The organism is Bradyrhizobium cosmicum (genome assembly GCF_032290525.1).
Taxonomy (GTDB): Bacteria; Pseudomonadota; Alphaproteobacteria; order Rhizobiales; family Xanthobacteraceae; genus Bradyrhizobium; species Bradyrhizobium cosmicum_A.
Genome location: NZ_JASXTA010000014.1, coordinates 164,119 through 181,432 on the forward strand (window position 1 = coordinate 164,119; position 17,314 = coordinate 181,432).

Annotated in this window: 14 protein-coding genes; 7 read left to right on the forward strand and 7 right to left on the reverse strand. The window is 65.0% G+C overall.

The features are described from left to right. Position 1 precedes the first annotated feature (1 nt). The 5 genes from QSV46_RS24585 to QSV46_RS24605 all read right to left on the reverse strand — a co-directional run bounded on the left by QSV46_RS24585 (position 2) and on the right by QSV46_RS24605 (position 6,493). The gene (locus tag QSV46_RS24585; protein ID WP_314957717.1) at positions 2–721 is read right to left on the reverse strand and encodes a hypothetical protein; all 720 of its coding nucleotides are present in this window, start codon (positions 719–721) and stop codon (positions 2–4) included. A 171-nt stretch (positions 722–892) separates the two neighbouring features. Beyond that, a complete protein-coding gene (locus QSV46_RS24590; RefSeq protein ID WP_314957719.1) occupies positions 893–1,846 on the reverse strand; it encodes an alpha/beta hydrolase in 954 nt (317 codons plus the stop codon). 77 nt (positions 1,847–1,923) lie between these two features. Continuing rightward, entirely contained in the window at positions 1,924–2,625 is a 702-nt protein-coding gene (locus tag QSV46_RS24595; protein ID WP_314957721.1) for a type 1 glutamine amidotransferase domain-containing protein, read from the reverse strand. A 198-nt stretch (positions 2,626–2,823) separates the two neighbouring features. After that, positions 2,824–3,531 carry a hypothetical protein gene (locus QSV46_RS24600; protein ID WP_314957723.1) on the reverse strand — a complete coding sequence of 236 codons (708 nt, stop codon included), beginning with the start codon at positions 3,529–3,531 and terminating at the stop codon, positions 2,824–2,826. A gap of 118 nt (positions 3,532–3,649) precedes the next feature. After that, positions 3,650–6,493: an ATP-binding protein gene (locus QSV46_RS24605; RefSeq protein WP_314957725.1), complete on the reverse strand. Its 2,844-nt coding sequence runs from the start codon at positions 6,491–6,493 to the stop codon at positions 3,650–3,652. A 328-nt stretch (positions 6,494–6,821) separates the two neighbouring features. Between QSV46_RS24605 and QSV46_RS24610 the strand changes: the two genes are divergently transcribed. From QSV46_RS24610 to msrA, 6 genes are all read left to right on the forward strand, one after another. Continuing rightward, entirely contained in the window at positions 6,822–7,490 is a 669-nt protein-coding gene (locus QSV46_RS24610; protein WP_314957727.1) for a sensor histidine kinase, read from the forward strand. 33 nt (positions 7,491–7,523) lie between these two features. Then, the gene (locus QSV46_RS24615) at positions 7,524–8,213 is read left to right on the forward strand and encodes a VOC family protein (RefSeq protein ID WP_314957729.1); all 690 of its coding nucleotides are present in this window, start codon (positions 7,524–7,526) and stop codon (positions 8,211–8,213) included. A gap of 255 nt (positions 8,214–8,468) precedes the next feature. Continuing rightward, positions 8,469–9,782 (forward strand): epoxide hydrolase, encoded by a 1,314-nt coding sequence (locus tag QSV46_RS24620; RefSeq protein ID WP_314957731.1) that lies wholly within the window; start codon positions 8,469–8,471, stop codon positions 9,780–9,782. Between the two features lie 62 nt (positions 9,783–9,844). Then, a complete protein-coding gene (locus QSV46_RS24625; RefSeq protein ID WP_314957733.1) occupies positions 9,845–10,693 on the forward strand; it encodes an enoyl-CoA hydratase/isomerase family protein in 849 nt (282 codons plus the stop codon). A 110-nt stretch (positions 10,694–10,803) separates the two neighbouring features. Next, positions 10,804–11,226 (forward strand): OsmC family protein, encoded by a 423-nt coding sequence (locus QSV46_RS24630; protein ID WP_314957734.1) that lies wholly within the window; start codon positions 10,804–10,806, stop codon positions 11,224–11,226. Positions 11,227–11,365: 139 nt separating this feature from the next. After that, entirely contained in the window at positions 11,366–11,881 is a 516-nt protein-coding gene (msrA, locus tag QSV46_RS24635; protein ID WP_314957736.1) for a peptide-methionine (S)-S-oxide reductase MsrA, read from the forward strand. Between the two features lie 9 nt (positions 11,882–11,890). Here msrA and QSV46_RS24640 read toward each other — a convergent pair whose 3' ends face one another. Further along, positions 11,891–14,728: an ATP-binding protein gene (locus tag QSV46_RS24640; RefSeq protein ID WP_314957738.1), complete on the reverse strand. Its 2,838-nt coding sequence runs from the start codon at positions 14,726–14,728 to the stop codon at positions 11,891–11,893. Between the two features lie 298 nt (positions 14,729–15,026). On the opposite strand from QSV46_RS24640, the gene QSV46_RS24645 reads away from it, so the two are divergent. Then, positions 15,027–16,016 (forward strand): tripartite tricarboxylate transporter substrate binding protein, encoded by a 990-nt coding sequence (locus QSV46_RS24645; protein WP_314957741.1) that lies wholly within the window; start codon positions 15,027–15,029, stop codon positions 16,014–16,016. 6 nt (positions 16,017–16,022) lie between these two features. Here QSV46_RS24645 and QSV46_RS24650 read toward each other — a convergent pair whose 3' ends face one another. Then, the gene (locus QSV46_RS24650; protein WP_314957742.1) at positions 16,023–17,162 is read right to left on the reverse strand and encodes an MFS transporter; all 1,140 of its coding nucleotides are present in this window, start codon (positions 17,160–17,162) and stop codon (positions 16,023–16,025) included. Between the last annotated feature and the right edge of the window lie 152 nt (positions 17,163–17,314).

The window sequence follows — 17,314 nt, forward strand, 5'->3', positions numbered from 1 at the left end:
GTCAGTCAAACCGGAAATCGGCGAGATCAATCGATACCATCAGCTCATCCCGCAGCGGCAACAGATCGTCGCCACGCAGATAGATGCGGCGGCGGGTCGGGAGCCTGAAGCCGTCAACACTGACCGGATCTGACATGTAATGGGCTGCGGGAAAATTTCCGGCAATCTCGACCCGGTAGTCATGCCGGCGGATGAGCATGTCGGGACCAAAATAGAAGTCCTGCTCGGTGCTATGGCTCGCGATCACGGCAGGGAACGTCGCCCGTAACCCGCGCCAGACCTCTGTGCCCTCGTGCCAGGGTGCGATCTCCCGGACCTCGAACCCGTCTGCCGCCAGCAGGAACGGCGCGGTCATGTAGGTCCAGAGCGCATAGCCGCTGAAATAGGCGCGATGCAGCGGGTCCCAATGCGTACGCATATCGTGCCGCGCGAACGAGCCGCGCGGATTGTTGCGCTCGGCGACGATACGGCCGTCGGCAGCCACGATGGCGATGCGCTCCGGGCTGAAGTCGGTGCGCTGACCGGACTTGCCGAAGGGCTCCACGGATGCCCGCTCACGATGCAGGTCGATCCGCAACGTGCGCGGCGCCTGGTCCTGATCGACGCCCTTCAATACCCAGAGATCGCCCCCCGTCACGATGGTGACGGTGAGGCGCTTGTGGGCGTTCCATCGGCCGAGCCCGCCATGGGCCTCGATCGCATTTGCCAGCAGCGGGATCATCCGGCCTTCACCTCTCGCATGGATGCTGTTGCGCCAATGGAGATAGTCCCGAACGCAGACGGCCGCTCGTTAAGCCTTGTGAAGCGCCGTTGGCGGTCTCAGCGCCCAAGCGTCCGCCATGGCGGGCGTTGGGTGGGCAAAAGGCCTTCGCCACCTCGTGTGTGCCGCGGTTCAACTCTTGCGCCGATCAAGACGCGCAAGGAAGCCGCGGACGAGAGTAGCGATCTCGTCAGTCGCCTCATCCAGCGCGAAATGCCCGGCTTCGAGGATGTGTATCTCCGCATCCGGCACATCGTCGCGATAGGCCGACGCACCGGCGACGGCGAAGGACGGATCGTACTTGCCCCAGACCACCAGCGTCGGCGGCCGCGTTGTGCGCAGCCAATCCTGCCACTTCGGATACGAGGCGACGTTGGTTCGATAGTCGAGGAACAGCGTGGTCTGGATCTCCGCCTGGCCGGGTCGCGTCAGAAACGCGTACTCGTCGGTCCAGGTGTCGGGATCGTAGCGTTCGGCGTGCGGGCTGGAGCCGAGGTGGCGCTGGCGTGTCGCCTCCAGCGAGGTGAAATTGGCCTTGAGCGCTTCCAGCTCGTGTGCCGGATCAGCCCAGTATTTCCGGCGTGCCTCCCAGAGCGGGCTCAAGCCTTGCTCATGCGAGACCGCGTTCTGGACGACGACGGCACGCACGCGCTCGGGATGCGCCAGCGCCATGCGGAAGCCGACCGGGCCGCCATAGTCCTGCATGAACAGGACGTAGCTGGTGAGACCAAGTTTGTTCGCGAGTTCGCTCATCACGCCGGCGATATTGTCGAACGTATAGGTGAAGTCGGACAGCGGCGGCGCGCTGCTGTTGCCGAAGCCCGGATAGTCCGGCGCGATCAGGTGGTATTTGTCGGCGAGCAGCGGCAGCAACGGTTCCCACATCCGCGACGAAGAGGGAAAGCCGTGCAGCAGCAGCACGGTCGGTGCATCGGCGGGCCCGGCCTCGCGATAGAAGATGCTGAGGCCCTGGATATCGACGCTGTGATAGCTGATCGAGCGGCGGCTCGACCGCAGGTCCTGCGCCGAAGCCTGCACGGTCGCGCAGGCGAGGGCCGCCGAGAGGGCGAGGGTCAGTGAATTCATGGTCGTGGTCTCCGAGGGATATCGCGGCGCCGGGAGGCGCCGTCAGGCGCCTCTCGGGATGTGGCCGCATTCGAAGTTTACGAAGCCCTTGCCAGCGGCTTGCCCTTGATGGCGGCGAGCAGCGCCTCTGCGGCCGGGCTCGACGAGTGCGGGTTCTGGCCGGTGATGAGGAGGCCGTCGCTGACGACGTGAGGAGTCCAATTGGCCTTCTTCGAGAAGACGGCGCCGAGCCGCAGCATCTCGTCCTCGACCAGGAACGGCACCACCTTGGTGAGGCCGACTGCCTCCTCCTCACCGTTGGTGAAGCCGGTGACCTCCTTGCCCTCCACCATCGGCTTGCCGTCCGGCGTCTTGACGTGGCGCAGCGCTGCCGTGGAATGGCAGACGATCGCAACATGCTTGCCGGCGGCAAAGAACGCCTCGATCAGCTTGATCGAATTGGGGTCTTCGGCGAGGTCCCACATCGGGCCGTGACCGCCGGGATAGAACACCGTGTCGAAATCCTCCTGCCTGACGTTGTCGAGGCGAACCGTCTGGTCGAGCTGCGCGCCCGCAGCCGCGTCCGCCTCGAAGCGCAAGGTCAGGTCGGTGCGGAATTCCGGCTCGTTGCTTTTGGGGTCGAGCGGCGGACGACCGCCCTTGGGCGAAGCCAGCGTGATCTCGGCGCCCGAATCCTTGAACACGTAGTAGGGCGCGGCAAGCTCTTCGAGCCAGAAGCCCGTCTTGCGTCCGGTGTTGCCGAGTTGGTCGTGGGAGGTGAGAACCATAAGTATTTTCATGACGATCTCCTTGAGTGCTTTCGCTGCAATGACGCACTCCCTCGCGGAAGATACGCCGGCCTCGCTTTCGTTCGAGCACGACGATTGATCGTTGCTCGTGACCCCAATTTGCACTCGAGGCCGCATGTTTGCTCGTTATGTCTTGTTAGGCGTTGAGAGCAGTGATCGGTGGCGTCGCTCTCGCATGCCCCGCAGGCGCTACTCGAACACGGCGTCGAAGATCTCGACGTCCATCAGCACGGGTTTTGCGATCACGGTTCCGTCAGGGCGCAGCGTCTGCGCACGTCGCAGCGTCGGCACGACGATGCCGCCGAAGCTGTCATGGGCCCAGGAGTAATGCGCGACCTTCGTTCCGAAGAGATCGTGGTCCGTGCGCCGTTGCAGCGCGTTCTCGTCGAAATAGAATATCTGCTCGGGTGCGAGCGTGATCAGGTGCGGAGGAAATTGCGCCCGCAGCCGCCGCCAGGTGTCCGCGGTTTCGCGCCACGGGGTGAGCTCCTCCGTGACGACGTCGGGATGGGCGAGCAGGAAGGGGTTGGTCAGATAATTCCAGATCGCGACGCCGCAGAAGAAGACGAGGTGCAGTTCGTCCGCGAGCGCGGGGGAGCCGGTCTCGGGGAATGCAAGGCTCGGATTATTCCAGGTGCGCAGGACCTCACCTTCGAGGCTTTCGATCGTGATCGCGTCGGGCTGAAACGAGCCGGAGTATTCGCCGCCGGTAATACCGGTGAAGCGGACCGACTGGGTCCGGGTCGACCCCTCCGCGGTCACATCCTTGAATTCAGTGGCGTGTCCGGCGCCGGAGAACAGTGAGCCGCTGATGGAAAGGTGGAGCGTGAACCGGTTCAAGCTGTTCCAGCGAGCCATTCCGCCGCTGGCATCGATTACATCGTCAAGAAGCGCCATGTCCCGCCATATCCACCATGAAGTGTCCCCACCATGGCGGGGCGGATGCGGCTTGGCGTGTTAGAAGTTGTTAGGACTTGCGAGCAGGCACCTTGGCAGTATCCCGTTGAAGATATTGTCAATTCAGCGCGCCAAGGAGCTCCCTGGCGGCGATCAGATCGCGGGTCTGGAGGCCTTCCTGGTAGCGCGCGACGAGCGGGGCGAGCAGGGCGCGTGCTTCGCCGGCCTTTCCGGTCTGGTGCCAGAGGTGGCCGAGGCCGATCGCCACGCGCAGCTCCCAACCGAGCGCGCATTGCCGGCGCGACAGATCGAGCGACGTCCGGAAGCAGTTTTCGGCTTCCGCGGCCTTGCCCGACCGGGCGAGGATATCCGCCTTGACCCGGAGCATTTCCGGCATGTCGAAGGATTCGCCGTGATCGGGGATCTCCGCGATGGCTCCATCGATCGTGCGCAAGGCTTCGTCGGGCTGGTTCTGTGAGGCGAGGCCCTCCGCCAACGCCGTCGCAAACACCGTCGTCATGATCCGGTGCCGCGTTGCGTACAGCGTGGCCTGGCTGCGGCGAAGAAGCTCGATCCCGCCCGCGATGTCGCCGCGGCGAAGCAGCAGCTCGCCCTTCTGGCCGATGCCGACCGCATGATAGGGGCCGAGGAAGTGCCGTGCCGAATGGTCGATCAGCCGCTCGATCAGGATTTCGGCGTTGGCCCAGTCGCCGACCCAGAGGAATACGTAGATCGTCCAGATCAGCGAGATGCCGAGCGTGAGCGGCTGTTCGAGCAGCTCGGCCTCGCGTACCGTGTATCGCGCCGCCTCGATCGCACGATTGGGCCGGCCCGTGAGCCACAGCCCGCGCGCCAGCGCCACCAGGGCGACGATGCGGTCGTCATAGCCGAGATGACCGATGTTCAGCCGCTGCGAGCCGGGATTGTGCACCATCGCGCTCTCGCAGAACTGTACGGCCTTGTCCTGGTTGCCGATCAAATGATGCGCGACGCCGAGCATCCACTCCACGTTCAGCGTGGCGGCAGGATCGTTCAACCTGCGCGCAACACTCTCGCCCTGCTCGCCGGTGCCGAGCGCGCCGTGAAAGTCTCCCACCCTGGTCAGGTAGATGTGCAATCCGCGCAGCAGCCAGAGCTGCCAGTGCAGATCCTCGAGCTCCCGCGCTAGCTGAAGACTGCGCATGAAGGCCGACCGGACCGCCTCGGTATTTCCTTGGGTGAACATCACGGAGACGCCGAGCGCCGCCTGCAGCGTCATCTCCTGACGGCCGTCCAATGTGCTCGCATCGGAAGCGGCCAGCGCCTGCTGCGTCCAGCGAAAACACTCCGTCAGCAAGGTCAGCTCGATGAAGAACTGGGCGGCCGAGGCCGCCAGCTCCACGCCGATGGCCCGGTCGCCATGATCCGAAAAGCTCCAGGACAGCGCGGCCCGGACGTTGGGCAAATGGTCGGCATAGGGAAGGAAACCGCCCGCGCTCTGCATGCCCGTGGACGTGATCGCGATGTCGCGCAGGAAGTCGCGGAAATATTCCGCATGGGCCCGTGCGACGCGATTGGCTTCTCCGTTCTCGGCCAGCTTGTCGCCGACGAAGGCGCGGGTCGTGTCGAGCAGGCGATAGCGCAGCCGCCGCTCCGCGGGCGAGGTCGCGATCAGCGACTTGGAGAGCAGGTTCGAGACCGCCTCGACCGCTTCGGGCTCGCCGATGCCCTGGCTGGATGCAACGGCGAGCGCGGCCTCCAGCGTGAACGGCCCGACGAACACCGATAAGCCGCGCAGCGTTGCGCTTTCGGCTGCCGGCAGCAAATCGTAGCTCCAGGCGAGTGCGGCGCTCAGGGTTTGGTGCCGCGGAATCGCGGTGCGTCGCCCCCGCCACCGCAGCGAAAATCGGCTGTCGAGCAGCGAGGCGGTCCCGGCAATGCCGTAGGCATTCACGCGTCCGGCCGCGAGCTCGATCGCGAGTGCAATCCCGTCCAGCCGCCGGCAAATCTCGGCGACGAGCGGCGCATCCTCCTCGCTCAGTTCGAATTCGCCCAGGCTCTCGGCAATGCGTTCCACGAAGAGCTGGCTTGCGGGATAGGCAAGGACATCCGCGATGCCGAGCCCGCCCCGCTGGGGCGGGCAGTCCAGCGGAAACAACCGGTGGACGCGTTCGCCTTCGGTGCGAAAGGACTCGCGGCTGGTGGCCAGAATATGCAGCCTGGGTGCGTCCTGGACGATGCGCTCGGCCAGGGGCGCGAGCTCGTCGATGATGTGCTCGCAGCTGTCGAAGACCAACAGCGACCGCCGGCTGCGCAGGAACGTCAGCAGGCCCGGCATCGGGTCCTCGGAACTGACGGTCAGCCCGAGCGCGGCGGCGATGGTGGCGGGAACGAGCCTGGCATCCGTCAGCGCGCCGAAATCGACGAAATTGACCTGTCCGTCGAACGCCTGGAGCTCGCCATGTGCGACAGCGAGAGCGACGGACGTCTTGCCGATCCCGCCGGGACCGACAATCGTGACGAAGCGATGCTGCGCAAGCTCGGCGGAAATCCGCGCGACCGCGTCGTCTCGTCCGATCATTCTGGCAAGTGGCGAGGGGAGTACATGTGGCGACGGAACGGCCGGGCCTGCGCGTTTCTCCGGCGATTCAGGCCGGACCAGCGGGGCCGCGAAGCAATAGCCGCGGCCGGGCACGTTGATGACATAACGGGAGCCTTCGCCGGCATCGCCCAACGCCTTGCGCAGCGTCGTGATGTGGAAGCGCAGGCTGCCTTCGTCGACTGTCACGTCGGCCCAGACGCGTTTGATCAGCTCACGCTTGTCGATGACCTCACCGGCGCGCCCGGCGAGAAAAATCAGGATGTCGAGCGCGCGGCCGCCGAGGTGAAGCGGAACGCCGTCCTTCTCGATCAGGCGCGACTTGGGGAATAGTCGGAATGGCCCGAAGGAAATCGCCGAATCCTGGTCGTTGGTGTCCGGCACGCGCCAATGATCCCGGTGAAAGGGCCGTCGTCTGCACTCTGATCTAGCAGAACGAGGCCATCAGTAAACTGGCCGAAAGTGGCGAAATCGCGTGGCGCTCTGTCAGTTGCACGGGGATTATCCGTCACAAATTTTGCTTAAACGTGAGCGGCTTACGAAGCGATCGGGGGCGGCTCGTCAGCGTGCTTGACCGTTGGGAGGACGGTCTGACGCCACTGATGGTGATGCTTTGATCATAACAGAATCTCGCAAGGTCTAACGAGCATAACCCACGCGATGCATCCACTATAGCCTCGAGTTAGGTCCTGCGTTCAACGGGGAGGCTATCATGTCTGCCATCGGCCCAGGGACGAACGATCAGTTCGTTCGATCTCACCATGTCGCCAGCCTTGACGATCAGTCGCGTGACTGGGAACTCGTGCTGCGGGAATCTCACCATCGCATGAAGAACACGCTAACCCTCTTGGGTGCGTCAGTTCGCCGCGATTTCTCGCGGATGGGCACCAGGGACATGTCGGGCGCGGTAGACCGGTTCGAGCGGCGCATTGTCGCCTTCGGCAGGCTCTATCGACTCCTGTCTGACAGCGACAATCTGTCCGCCGTCTCCGTCGAGACGTTTTTCGAGAGCCTGTGCGAAGCACTCTGCGAGGCGGTGCTGCAACCGGCCGGCATCCGCTGCGAGGCTGCTATCGAGAGCGGCACGTTGGCGGCATCGCAATGTCATCGTCTCGCGTTGATGCTGACCGAGCTGGTTACGAATGCGGCAAAGCATGCCTTTGCGAACAAGAACGGTGCACTGATCCGTATCGAGATGGCCAATCGCGACGGCGCCTGGCTCTGCACAGTGGCTGACAACGGCGTCGGCGCGACCGGTCCGCTTCACGGGACCGGCAGCCGCATCCTCGAAGGGCTCGCACGCAGCATCCACGCGCGGTTGCAGGGCGAGGCCGGGCAGGGCGGCACGCGGGTGACGATCGTGATGCCGGAAGTCGCTTGAAGCTCGTTTCAATCTCAACTCAGGGAGTTCGACATGACCACACTCGAAATCGACCGCGACGCCGCGGTCAAGCCTTCGGCACCGCGCGGCGTCGATCTGAAGCTCGAGGTCGTCGTCATCCCGGTATCGGATGTCGACCGGGCCAAGGCGTTCTACACGCGACTCGGCTGGCGGCTGGACGCCGATTTCGCCTCGGGTGACGAATGGCGCGTGATCCAGTTCACGCCGCCGGGCTCGGCCTGTTCGGTGATCTTCGGCAGGAACGTCACGGCCGCAGCGCCCGGTTCGGCGCGCGGCCTGTATCTGATCGTCTCCGATCTGGAGGCTGCACGACAGGATCTTCTCAATCGCGGCATCGAGGTGAGCGAACCATTCCATGGTGCCGGCGACGTTCACGCCGGACTGGACGAGCCATATCTGTTCGGCAGCGTTCGCGCCAGCGGTGCCGACCCGAAGCGCGGTAGCTACGGCTCGTTTGCCTCGTTCAACGATGCCGACGGCAATGGCTGGCTGTTCCAGGAGGTCACCACGCGACTGCCGGGACGCATCGCGGGCGACGGTACGACATTCGCTTCGCAGGTCGAGCTGGCGGCGGCGCTGCGCCGTGCGGCGGCCGCGCATGGTGAGCACGAGAAACGCAGCGGCGGACACGACGAGAACTGGGCGGACTGGTATGCCGATTACATCGTCCGCGAGCAGGCAGGACAGAAGTTGCCGTCCTGAGCAGGCCTCGCAAAAACTTATCTCCGGACACGGCGCGCAACCATTCAATTCGTTGCGCGCCGTCTCGCTTTTGCGCGTCGCGTATCGTCATCTCGACTCGATCTCCTGCGTCGCGTCGACTCGCAACGGCTAACGCGGTCTAACAACCCATAACGAGCAAATGGACCGGGCCTGCGCCAATCTTCCTGCATGACGAACCGACGCGTCGATTTCGAACTCGGTCGACGTCACCGGCCAAAGCAAGGGAGATCCACAATGACCAAGCAAGCACGAGCCGACATCCTCAATCCCGACCGCCGTCAATTGCTGAGCCAGGCGGCGATGACCGCAGTTGCCGCCAGCGTGACGAGCCTGCTGCCGCTGCATCAGGCGAAGGCTGCGGCAAGCGGTGCCATCCGCCCGTTCCGCGTCAGCGTGCCCGAGGAGGATCTGCTCGATCTGCGCCGCCGCTTGGCTGCGACGCGCTGGCCGGATCGCGAGATCGTCGCCGACCAATCGCAGGGCGTGCAGCTGAAGACCGTGCAGCAGCTGGTGCGCTACTGGCAGAGCGACTACGATTGGCAAAAAATGGAGGCCCGGCTGAACGCGCTGCCGCAATTCGTGACCGAGATCGACGGCGTCGACATCCACTTCATTCACGTCCGCTCGCGCCAAGAGAACGCGCTGCCGATGATCGTCACGCACGGCTGGCCTGGTTCGATCATCGAGCAAATGAAGATCGTCGGTCCGCTGACCGATCCGATCGCGCATGGCGCGAAGGCTGCGGACGCCTTCGATCTCGTGATTCCGTCGCTGCCCGGCCACGGCTTCTCCGGCAAGCCGAAGGAGCTTGGCTGGGATCCTCAGCGCATCGCGCGTGCCTGGATCGTGCTGATGCAGCGGCTCGGCTACAACCGCTACGTGGCCCAGGGTGGTGACTGGGGCAACGCGGTGACCGAGCAGATGGCGGTGATCGCGCCGCCGGAATTGCTCGGTATTCACACCAACATGCCCGCCACTGTCCCCGATGACATCGCCAAGGCGCTTCAGCCCGGCGGTACGCGTCCGTCGGGTCTGTCGGCCGACGAGCGCATTGCCTACGACCAGCTCGACGATTTCTACAAGCATGGCCTCGGCTATGCGATCGAAATGTCGAACCGGCCGCAGACGCTCTATGGGCTCGTCGATTCGCCGGCGGGGCTCGCCTCCTGGATGCTCGACCACGATGCGCGCAGCGCCGCGATGATCGCGCGCGTGTTCGACGGCAAGACGGAAGGGCTGTCGCGAGACGACGTGGTCGACAACATCACGCTCTACTGGCTCACCAACACCGCGATCTCGTCGGCTCGGCTCTACTGGGAGAACAAGCTGGTGTTCTTCGAGCCCAAGCACATCAAGATCCCGGTCGCTGTCAGCGTCTTTCCGGACGAGATCTATGCTGCGCCGCGCAGTTGGGCCGAGAAGGCCTATCCGAGGCTGATGCACTACAACCGCCTCGACAAGGGCGGCCATTTCGCAGCGTGGGAGCAGCCCGCGCTGTTCTCTGCGGAAATGCGCACCGCGTTTCGCCCGCTGCGCCAGTCGATCTGAAACGAGCGGGGACACGCGATTCCGCTTGTCCCTCACTGCCGCCAACCTCAGGAGCCACAATCATGAACCGTCCCGAACCTACCTTCACGGCCGCCGAGATTCGCCTGGAGCGCCGCCTGCCGACCTATTGGCGCGTCACCTTTGACGTGCCGCCGGTCAACATCTTTGGCCCAAAGCAGCTTCCACTGCTCAACGACGTCGTCACCGCGATCGAGACCGATCCGGACGTGAAGGTGGTCGTGTTCGACAGCGCCGTCGAAGGTTTCTTCATTACCCATTACGACTTTCTCGCGCCGCTGGAAGACTCCCTCGCCATCCCGCCCGGACCGACCGGCCTTCAGGCGCTGCCCGACATGCTGGTGCGCCTCAGCCGTGCGCCTGTCGTGTCGATCGCCTCGATCCGAGGCCGCGCGACCGGTGTCGGCAGCGAGCTCGCGCTCGCCAGCGACATGCGCTTTGCCAGCCGCGAGAAGGCGATCCTGTCGCAATGGGAAGTCGGCGCGGGGCTCGTGCCGGGCGGTGGGCCGATGGCCCGGTTGCCGCGCCTGATGGGCCGCGGCCGTGCGCTCGAAGTGCTGCTCGGCGCCGACGATATCCACGGCGATCTCGCCGAGCGTTACGGTTACGTCAACCGGTCGATGCCGGATGCCGAGCTCGACGGCTTCGTCGACGCGCTGGCGATGCGTATCGCGTCCTTCGACAAGCAGGCCATCGCCGAGACCAAGCGTCTCGTCGATGTCGCGAGCCTGCCGCCGGATGTCGAGATCAAGCCGGAGTGGGACGCGTTTTTGGCGGCGCTCGGCCGCCCCGCGAGCCAGACCCGCATCAAGGTGCTGATGGCGCGTGGCTTCCACCGCGCCGGCGACGTCGAGAACCGGCTGGGCTTCCACGTCGGGCAGATCGGTAGCTAATGGAACCGTGGCGACGTTCGACCGGTTGGAGAGGCGGCTGCGGGTCACGCCGATGTCGCCTTTCACGGGTACGGAGCGCCACTGCTTGAAACCAAACAAGGAGAACTGAAATGATCCGCAAGGCAACAGCAGTCTGGAGGGGCACCGGTCGCGATGGCACGGGCCATTTGTCGAGTGAGTCCGGCGTGCTCGCCGGGACGCCCTATTCGTTCAAGACCCGCTTCGAGAACGAGAAGGGCACCAATCCCGAGGAGTTGATCGCAGCAGCCCATGCCGGTTGCTTTACGATGGCGCTGGCCTTCGGGCTTCAGATGGCAGGTTTCACGCCGGACGAGCTCTCCACGGAAGCAGCCGTGACGCTCGAGCCCGAAGGCAAGGGGTTCAAGATCAGCAAGTCCGCGCTGACCCTGCGCGCCAAGGTGCCGAACCTTGACGACGCGGGTTTCGCCAAAATCGCCGGCGAGGCCGAGAAGAACTGTCCGGTGTCAAAAGTGCTCAATGCCGCGATCACGCTCGACGCCAAGCTGGGCTGAAGGCGAGCTTTTCACATGTGTCCATCCGGTTCTGGGAACCGGATGGATACACATGAATGCCTGGCTTTCGGCGGGGCGGCCGACAGCATATATATGATGCGACAGATACCGAGCGGATAAACCAATTGGGAGCGGACAGATGACGACAGAGCGAGCGGTTTTGGCCGGTGGCTGTTTCTGGGGCATGCAGGATCTCATCCGCAAGCAGCCTGGCGTGATCTCCACCCGCGTCGGTTACACCGGCGGGCACGTCAAGAACGCGACCTATCGCAACCACGAAGGCCACGCCGAGGCGATCGAGATTATCTTCAATCCCGCCAAGACCAGCTTCCGGACCATGCTGGAGTTCTTCTTCCAGATCCACGATCCGACCACGCTCAACCGTCAGGGCAACGATCTGGGCACCAGCTACCGCTCGGCGATCTTTTACACGAGCGACGAGCAGAAGCGGATCGCCGAAGACACCATTGCCGACGTCGAGGCGTCAGGTCTCTGGCCCGGCAAGGTAGTGACCGAGGTCGCGCCCGCCGGCGAGTTCTGGGAAGCCGAGCCGGAGCATCAGGATTATCTCGAGCGCTATCCCGACGGCTACACCTGCCACTTCATCAGGGCCGACTGGAAGCTGCCGCGGCGCGCGGCCGCTGTCGGAGGTTAGCTCGCGCCGTCAGGCACGCACTTGCGTCATCAATTCGCGGGCGCTGCGCATGTCGGCGATGTCGGCACCTTCCGTGAACGACGCGGAAACATTCTCCAGAACGGCCAGAGCCTCCGCGTTCTGGCCTGCCCCGATCAAGAACCGCGCGAGGCTGATCGCGCAGCGCAGCTCCCAGAACCGCGCGCCCTGCCGGACGGTAATGGCCATGGCCTCGCGAAAGCGAGCCTCGGCATCGCCCGAATGCCGCGAACTTCTAAGCATCATTTCGCCCTTGATGCGGATCAGCTCCGGCAGATACCAGAGCTCCTGACGGTCGTTGCAGCGGGTCAGGACGTCCTCGATCACGTCGAGGCCGCGGTCGATCTGGTCGGCTTCAAGGAAACACGCGGCGAGTTCGCCGAGCAGGGGAAGAAACCGCGGCAGGAAACGCGCGTCCCCGGCGCGATTGAGCTCTTCGCGGAGCAGCGGCAACCCTGTCGCGATGTCGCCGCGCTTGGCAACGACCGCTGCGTTGAAGGCCCGCGCCCACAGGCCCCACAGCCGGATGGCATGGCGCTCGGTGTGTTCGAGCAATTCGGTGCCGTGGCGCTCGGCGGCTTCGAAATCGCCGGACCAGAAAGCAATCGGGCAGCTGGCCTGTCCGAGCACGCTACAGAAGGTCAGCGCGTGGCCGTTGGCGCGGCCTTCCTCGATGTTTCGGGCCGCGAGCGCCTGGGCCTGATCGGCGAGGCCCTGGAGCCACAGGATGCGGGCGCGGAAATATTGCGTCGATATCCGGAGATCGAGCGGAAAGATCTTCGGCTTCTCCGCCAGTACGTGCAGCGAAGCGTTGACACGGTCGATGCGTGTTCGTGCGTCGTTCTGGTCGCCGAGATAATGCAACGCCACCGCCGTCAGGCGGTCGCCGAGCATGACATCGGTCCTGTCAGGCGAGTTCGCGGCGGCCATCGCAAAGCGGTCGGCCAGTGCGCGGGCCTTGCCGAACTGTCCGTTGTTGAACTGGTCGATGCACAGCCCCCAGAGCGCGCGCAGGCGGAAATCCTTGTCGTCAAGCCTGTCGGCCAGCTCCAGGGTCGTCTCGAGGATCGGGCGCGCCTCGCGGGCGCGGCCCTCGCCATACATCAGCGACCAGCCGAGCGCCGCCAGGAGCTGCATGCGGACGCGGTCGTCGCCGCCGTCGTCGAGCGCGGCGAGCGCCGTTTTGGCGCGCTCGCGGCATTCGGCGAACAATGAGAGCCGCACCCACAGCGTGACGGCCGCCGCCGTCAGCGCGATCCCGAGTGTCGGGTCGCCGTCGGGCCCGAAGGCCCAGTTCAATGCCGCGCGTACATTGTCCAGCTCAGCGCCATAGATGCTCAGCCATTCCGGCAGCGGAGTCGATGTGTCGGCGTCCGCGCGCTCGAAGAAGTCGCGAAAGTGCGCTGCATGACGCCGCGCGAACTGGCCGGTTTCGCCGAGCTCGTTGAGCTTTCCATGCGCATAGGTGCGCGTGGTGTCGAGCAGGCGATAGCGCAGCGTTCGCGAGCCGGACGGAGAGATCAGCGATTTGGTGACCAGGCTGTCGATCGCCTCCAGCGTTTCCGACGCGTTGAGGCCGTCGCCGGCCGCGACCGTGGCTGCCGCTTCCGGCGCAAACGGGCCGGCGAACACCGACAGCCGACGCAGGGTCGCGCTTTCCGCCGGAGGCAGCAGGTCGTAGCTCCAGTCGAGCGCCGCGGCGAGCGTCTGGTGCCGCGGCACGGCGGTGCGTCGCCCCCGCCATTGCAGCGAAAAGCGGCTGTCGAGCAGCGATGCGGTGCCGGCGATGCCGTAGGCATTGACGCGGCCCGCCGCGAGCTCGATCGCGAGCGCTATGCCGTCGAGGCGCCGGCAAATGCTGGCGACCAGCGGTGCTTCCTCCGCGCTGAGCTGGAACGGGCCCGAGCTCTGCGCGATGCGCTCGACGAACAGCTGTGCCGCGGGATAGTTAAGGACCTCCGCGACATCCAGGCCGTCACGCTCGGGCGGACATTCCAGCGGGAACAGCCGGAAGATGCGCTCGCCGTCGCTCCGGAACGACTCGCGGCTGGTCGCGAGTACGCGAAGCTGCGGAGCTTCGCGTACGATGCGCTCGACGAGCGGAGCCAACGCGTCCAGCACATGCTCGCAACTGTCGAAGATCAGCAGGGCTGGGCTGGCCTTCAAGAATGTCAGCAGGGCCGGCGTCGGATCCTCCGCGCTGATGGTCAGTCCGAGCGCGGAGGCGATGGTGGTCGCGATGTGGCTCGCATCCCGCAGCGGACCGAAATCGACGAAGAACACGCGCCCGCCGAAATCCGCCGATCTACGATGCCCGACAGTGACGGCGACCGCAGTCTTGCCGATGCCGCCGGGACCGACCACGCTCATGAAGCGATGCAGCGAAAGGCCGTTCGATATCTTTTCCACGACCTCCTCGCGTCCGACCATCTTCGAGAGCGGCATGGGGAGGGGCCGGGAAGGCAGGATGTCGATGGTGGGCTGTACGGCGGGCGGGGCGGCTTGAGCGAACGAGGCGACAAAGCAATAGCCGCGTCCGGGGACGTTGACGACATAACGAGCCGACTTGCCGGTATCGCCGAGCGCCTTGCGCAGGGCTGCGACGTGGAAGCGCAGGCTGCCCTCGTCAACATTGACGTCGGCCCAGATTCGCTTGACCAGCTCTCTCTTGTCGACGACCTCGCCGGGGCGCTCGGCCAGGAAAATGAGGATATCGAGCGCACGGCCGCCGACATGAAGCGGCGAGCCCTCCTTCTCCAGGAGCCGGGACTTCGGAAACAGTCGAAATGGCCCAAAGGAAATGGCCGAGTCTTCGCTACGATCTGGCACGCGCCATTGCCCCCGCAACGGGAGTCAAAAGGTATTACTTTCTGGTCTATCAGAACGAGCCGTACAGTAAAGCGGCCGAAAGGCGATGGGCATGGTTGGCAGCCCTGCGTAGGCGGCGTGGGTCGGTCGATCCGCCGAAATAGTACTTTAAAAGGAACAGCTTAGAGCAGCATTCCGGCCGATGGCTCCGCGCTTCCAGTCCGGACGGAGCATTGACGGCGGTCGCGGCTCGCTGCGATGAGGTGATCCGGGAGCCGGTCCCGCCTCGACTGTGACTGCCGACTTCTGGAATCCGATCATGCCTTCCTTCTCCCGCCGACAGTTGGTCCATGCGATATCGGGCGCAGCGGCGCTGGCGGCCATTCCGCGCAGCGGACTAGCGGCCGATTATCCGTCTCGCCCCATTCGCCTCGTGCATCCGTACGGAGCCGGCGGAGCGGGGGACCAGATCGGGCGTCCCTGGGTCGACAAGATGTCGTCGCTGCTCGGGCCGATCTTCGTCGAATATATCGGCGGTGCGGGCGGCGCGATCGGCACCGCGGCGGTCGCGCGCGAGGAGCCCGACGGTTACTCGTTGCTGCTCGGCAATGGCAGCACGCAGGTCATCATTCCCCTGACCTCGGCAAATCCGGGCTATTCCGTCGACGATTTCCGCGCCATCTACCGCCTGATCAGCTCTGCACTGGTTTTCGCCGTGCATCCGTCGCTGCCGGTCGCAAACCTGCGCGAGTTGATCGCCTACGCAAAGGCCAATCCGGGAAAGCTCTCCTACGGGACGCCCGGCATTGCCACCGGAAACCATCTGGTCGGCGAATCCTTCAAGCAACAGGCGGGCGCGCTGGACATCGTCCATGTGTCTTATCGGGGGATGTCGCAGGCCGCCAACGACCTCGTCAGCGGCCAGATCTCGCTCATCATTGGCGTGATGTCCGTCCAATTGAAGGAACTGAGCGAGGCCGGAAAAGTCAGGCTGCTGGCGGTTACCACCGAACGGCGGCTGAGCGGCGCGCCGGAGATTCCGACCGCGGTCGAATCCGGCCTGCCGGATCTCCGCTACGAGGGATGGTTCGGGATCTTCGCGCCCAGGCACACCGACGATGCGATCATTGGCCGGATCGCGCAGGCGACGCGGCTGGCCATGTCTGATCCGGCGCTTCTGGCGAGCTATCGCGCCCAGGGCCTGGAGCCGGACAGCGATTCAAGTCCGGACAAATTCCAGCGCATTGTCGAGGCGACAACGGCGAGCCTGGCGCCCGTGATCAAGTCGATCGGGCTGAGCCATCTGTGAGGCCGCTCAGGTGCTCTTTCGCGTCACAATGCGCGCCGACAGCGTGACGAGACCCATTAGCCCCGCCAGCAGCCAGAACGCCGTCGGCAGCCCGCCAAGATGTGCGACGAAGCCGACACCGGCGGGACCAATGAGGATGCCGGCATATCCCGCGGTCGTGATCGCCGCGACGGCGAGCCCGGTCGGCATCACCGTCTGCCTCGCCGCCCGGCGGAACAGCACCGGCACGAGATTCGACGCGCCGAGGCCGATCAGCAGGAAGCCGCCCACGGCGACCGCCGCGACCGGCGCCGTGAGCAGCACCGCGAAGCCCGCGATGGCAATGATGCTGCCCCAGAATAATGTCGCGCGATCTCCGATGCGTGCGACGACGGCGTCGCCGCCGAGCCGCCCGACCGTCATCGCGATCGAGAACACGATATAGCCGATGCCGCCCTGCGCCTCGGGGACGAGGCCCGCGCCGATGACGAGCAGCGCGCTCCAATCGAGCATCGCGCCTTCGACGAGGAAGGTGATGGCGCCGAGCAGCGCGAGCAGGAGCACCGAGCCGTGCGGCAGCACGAATAGCGGGCCGTCCTGCACCTGCATCGAGCGAAGCAGGCGCGGCCAGGTGACCAGCATCGCGATCAGCATCAGCGCCGAGCAGATCAGCGTGCAGGCGAGCGCGCCGAGTTGCAGCGACAGCAGCGCCGTCATCAGCGCCGATCCAGCGAAGCCGCCGATGCTGAACAGCGCGTGGAAGCCCGACATCAGCGGACGTGCGGCGGCGCGTTCCACTTCGACCGCATGGATATTCATGGCGACGTCGATGGACCCCAGCGCAGCGCCGAAGGCGAACAGCACCAGCACCAGCGTCGCCGGCGAGCTTGCAATCGCCAGCAGCGGCAGCACCAGCGCAAGACCGAGCCCGCCCGCGATGATGATCGGCTTGCTGCCATAGCGCGCGCTCATGATTCCGGTCAGAAGCATCGCGATGATCGAACCGATGCCGAGGCTGAGCAGGAGCAGTCCGAGCACGCCGTCGTCGACGTCGAGCCGCATCTTCGCGAACGGCACCAGCGGCGCCCAGCACGCGATGCCGAAGCCCGCGACGAGAAAGGCTAGCCGTGTCGCAAGGCGCGTCGCCGGCCGGTCGGCAGAAGACATGGGAACTCCGGAGGAAGCAGGTGCGGGAGTGAATCGACAGGCCTGATGATTGGCGCGTCTTTATGTCTGGAGCGTGCTCGAATTGTCGCAGGCAATCTTCGATAGCTGCAAGCGAATGTGCAGGCCCTTTGGTTTCGTTGTCGAGCATGAAG

Coding starts and splice junctions, on each gene's coding strand:
- QSV46_RS24600 (WP_314957723.1), bottom strand. CDS start 3,531: ATGGCGCTTCTTGACGATGTAATCGATGCCAGCGGCGGAATGGCTCGC.
- msrA (WP_314957736.1), top strand. CDS start 11,366: ATGACGACAGAGCGAGCGGTTTTGGCCGGTGGCTGTTTCTGGGGCATG.
- QSV46_RS24625 (WP_314957733.1), top strand. CDS start 9,845: ATGAACCGTCCCGAACCTACCTTCACGGCCGCCGAGATTCGCCTGGAG.
- QSV46_RS24615 (WP_314957729.1), top strand. CDS start 7,524: ATGACCACACTCGAAATCGACCGCGACGCCGCGGTCAAGCCTTCGGCA.
- QSV46_RS24620 (WP_314957731.1), top strand. CDS start 8,469: ATGACCAAGCAAGCACGAGCCGACATCCTCAATCCCGACCGCCGTCAA.
- QSV46_RS24630 (WP_314957734.1), top strand. CDS start 10,804: ATGATCCGCAAGGCAACAGCAGTCTGGAGGGGCACCGGTCGCGATGGC.
- QSV46_RS24590 (WP_314957719.1), bottom strand. CDS start 1,846: ATGAATTCACTGACCCTCGCCCTCTCGGCGGCCCTCGCCTGCGCGACC.
- QSV46_RS24585 (WP_314957717.1), bottom strand. CDS start 721: ATGATCCCGCTGCTGGCAAATGCGATCGAGGCCCATGGCGGGCTCGGC.
- QSV46_RS24645 (WP_314957741.1), top strand. CDS start 15,027: ATGCCTTCCTTCTCCCGCCGACAGTTGGTCCATGCGATATCGGGCGCA.
- QSV46_RS24610 (WP_314957727.1), top strand. CDS start 6,822: ATGTCTGCCATCGGCCCAGGGACGAACGATCAGTTCGTTCGATCTCAC.
- QSV46_RS24650 (WP_314957742.1), bottom strand. CDS start 17,162: ATGTCTTCTGCCGACCGGCCGGCGACGCGCCTTGCGACACGGCTAGCC.
- QSV46_RS24595 (WP_314957721.1), bottom strand. CDS start 2,625: ATGAAAATACTTATGGTTCTCACCTCCCACGACCAACTCGGCAACACC.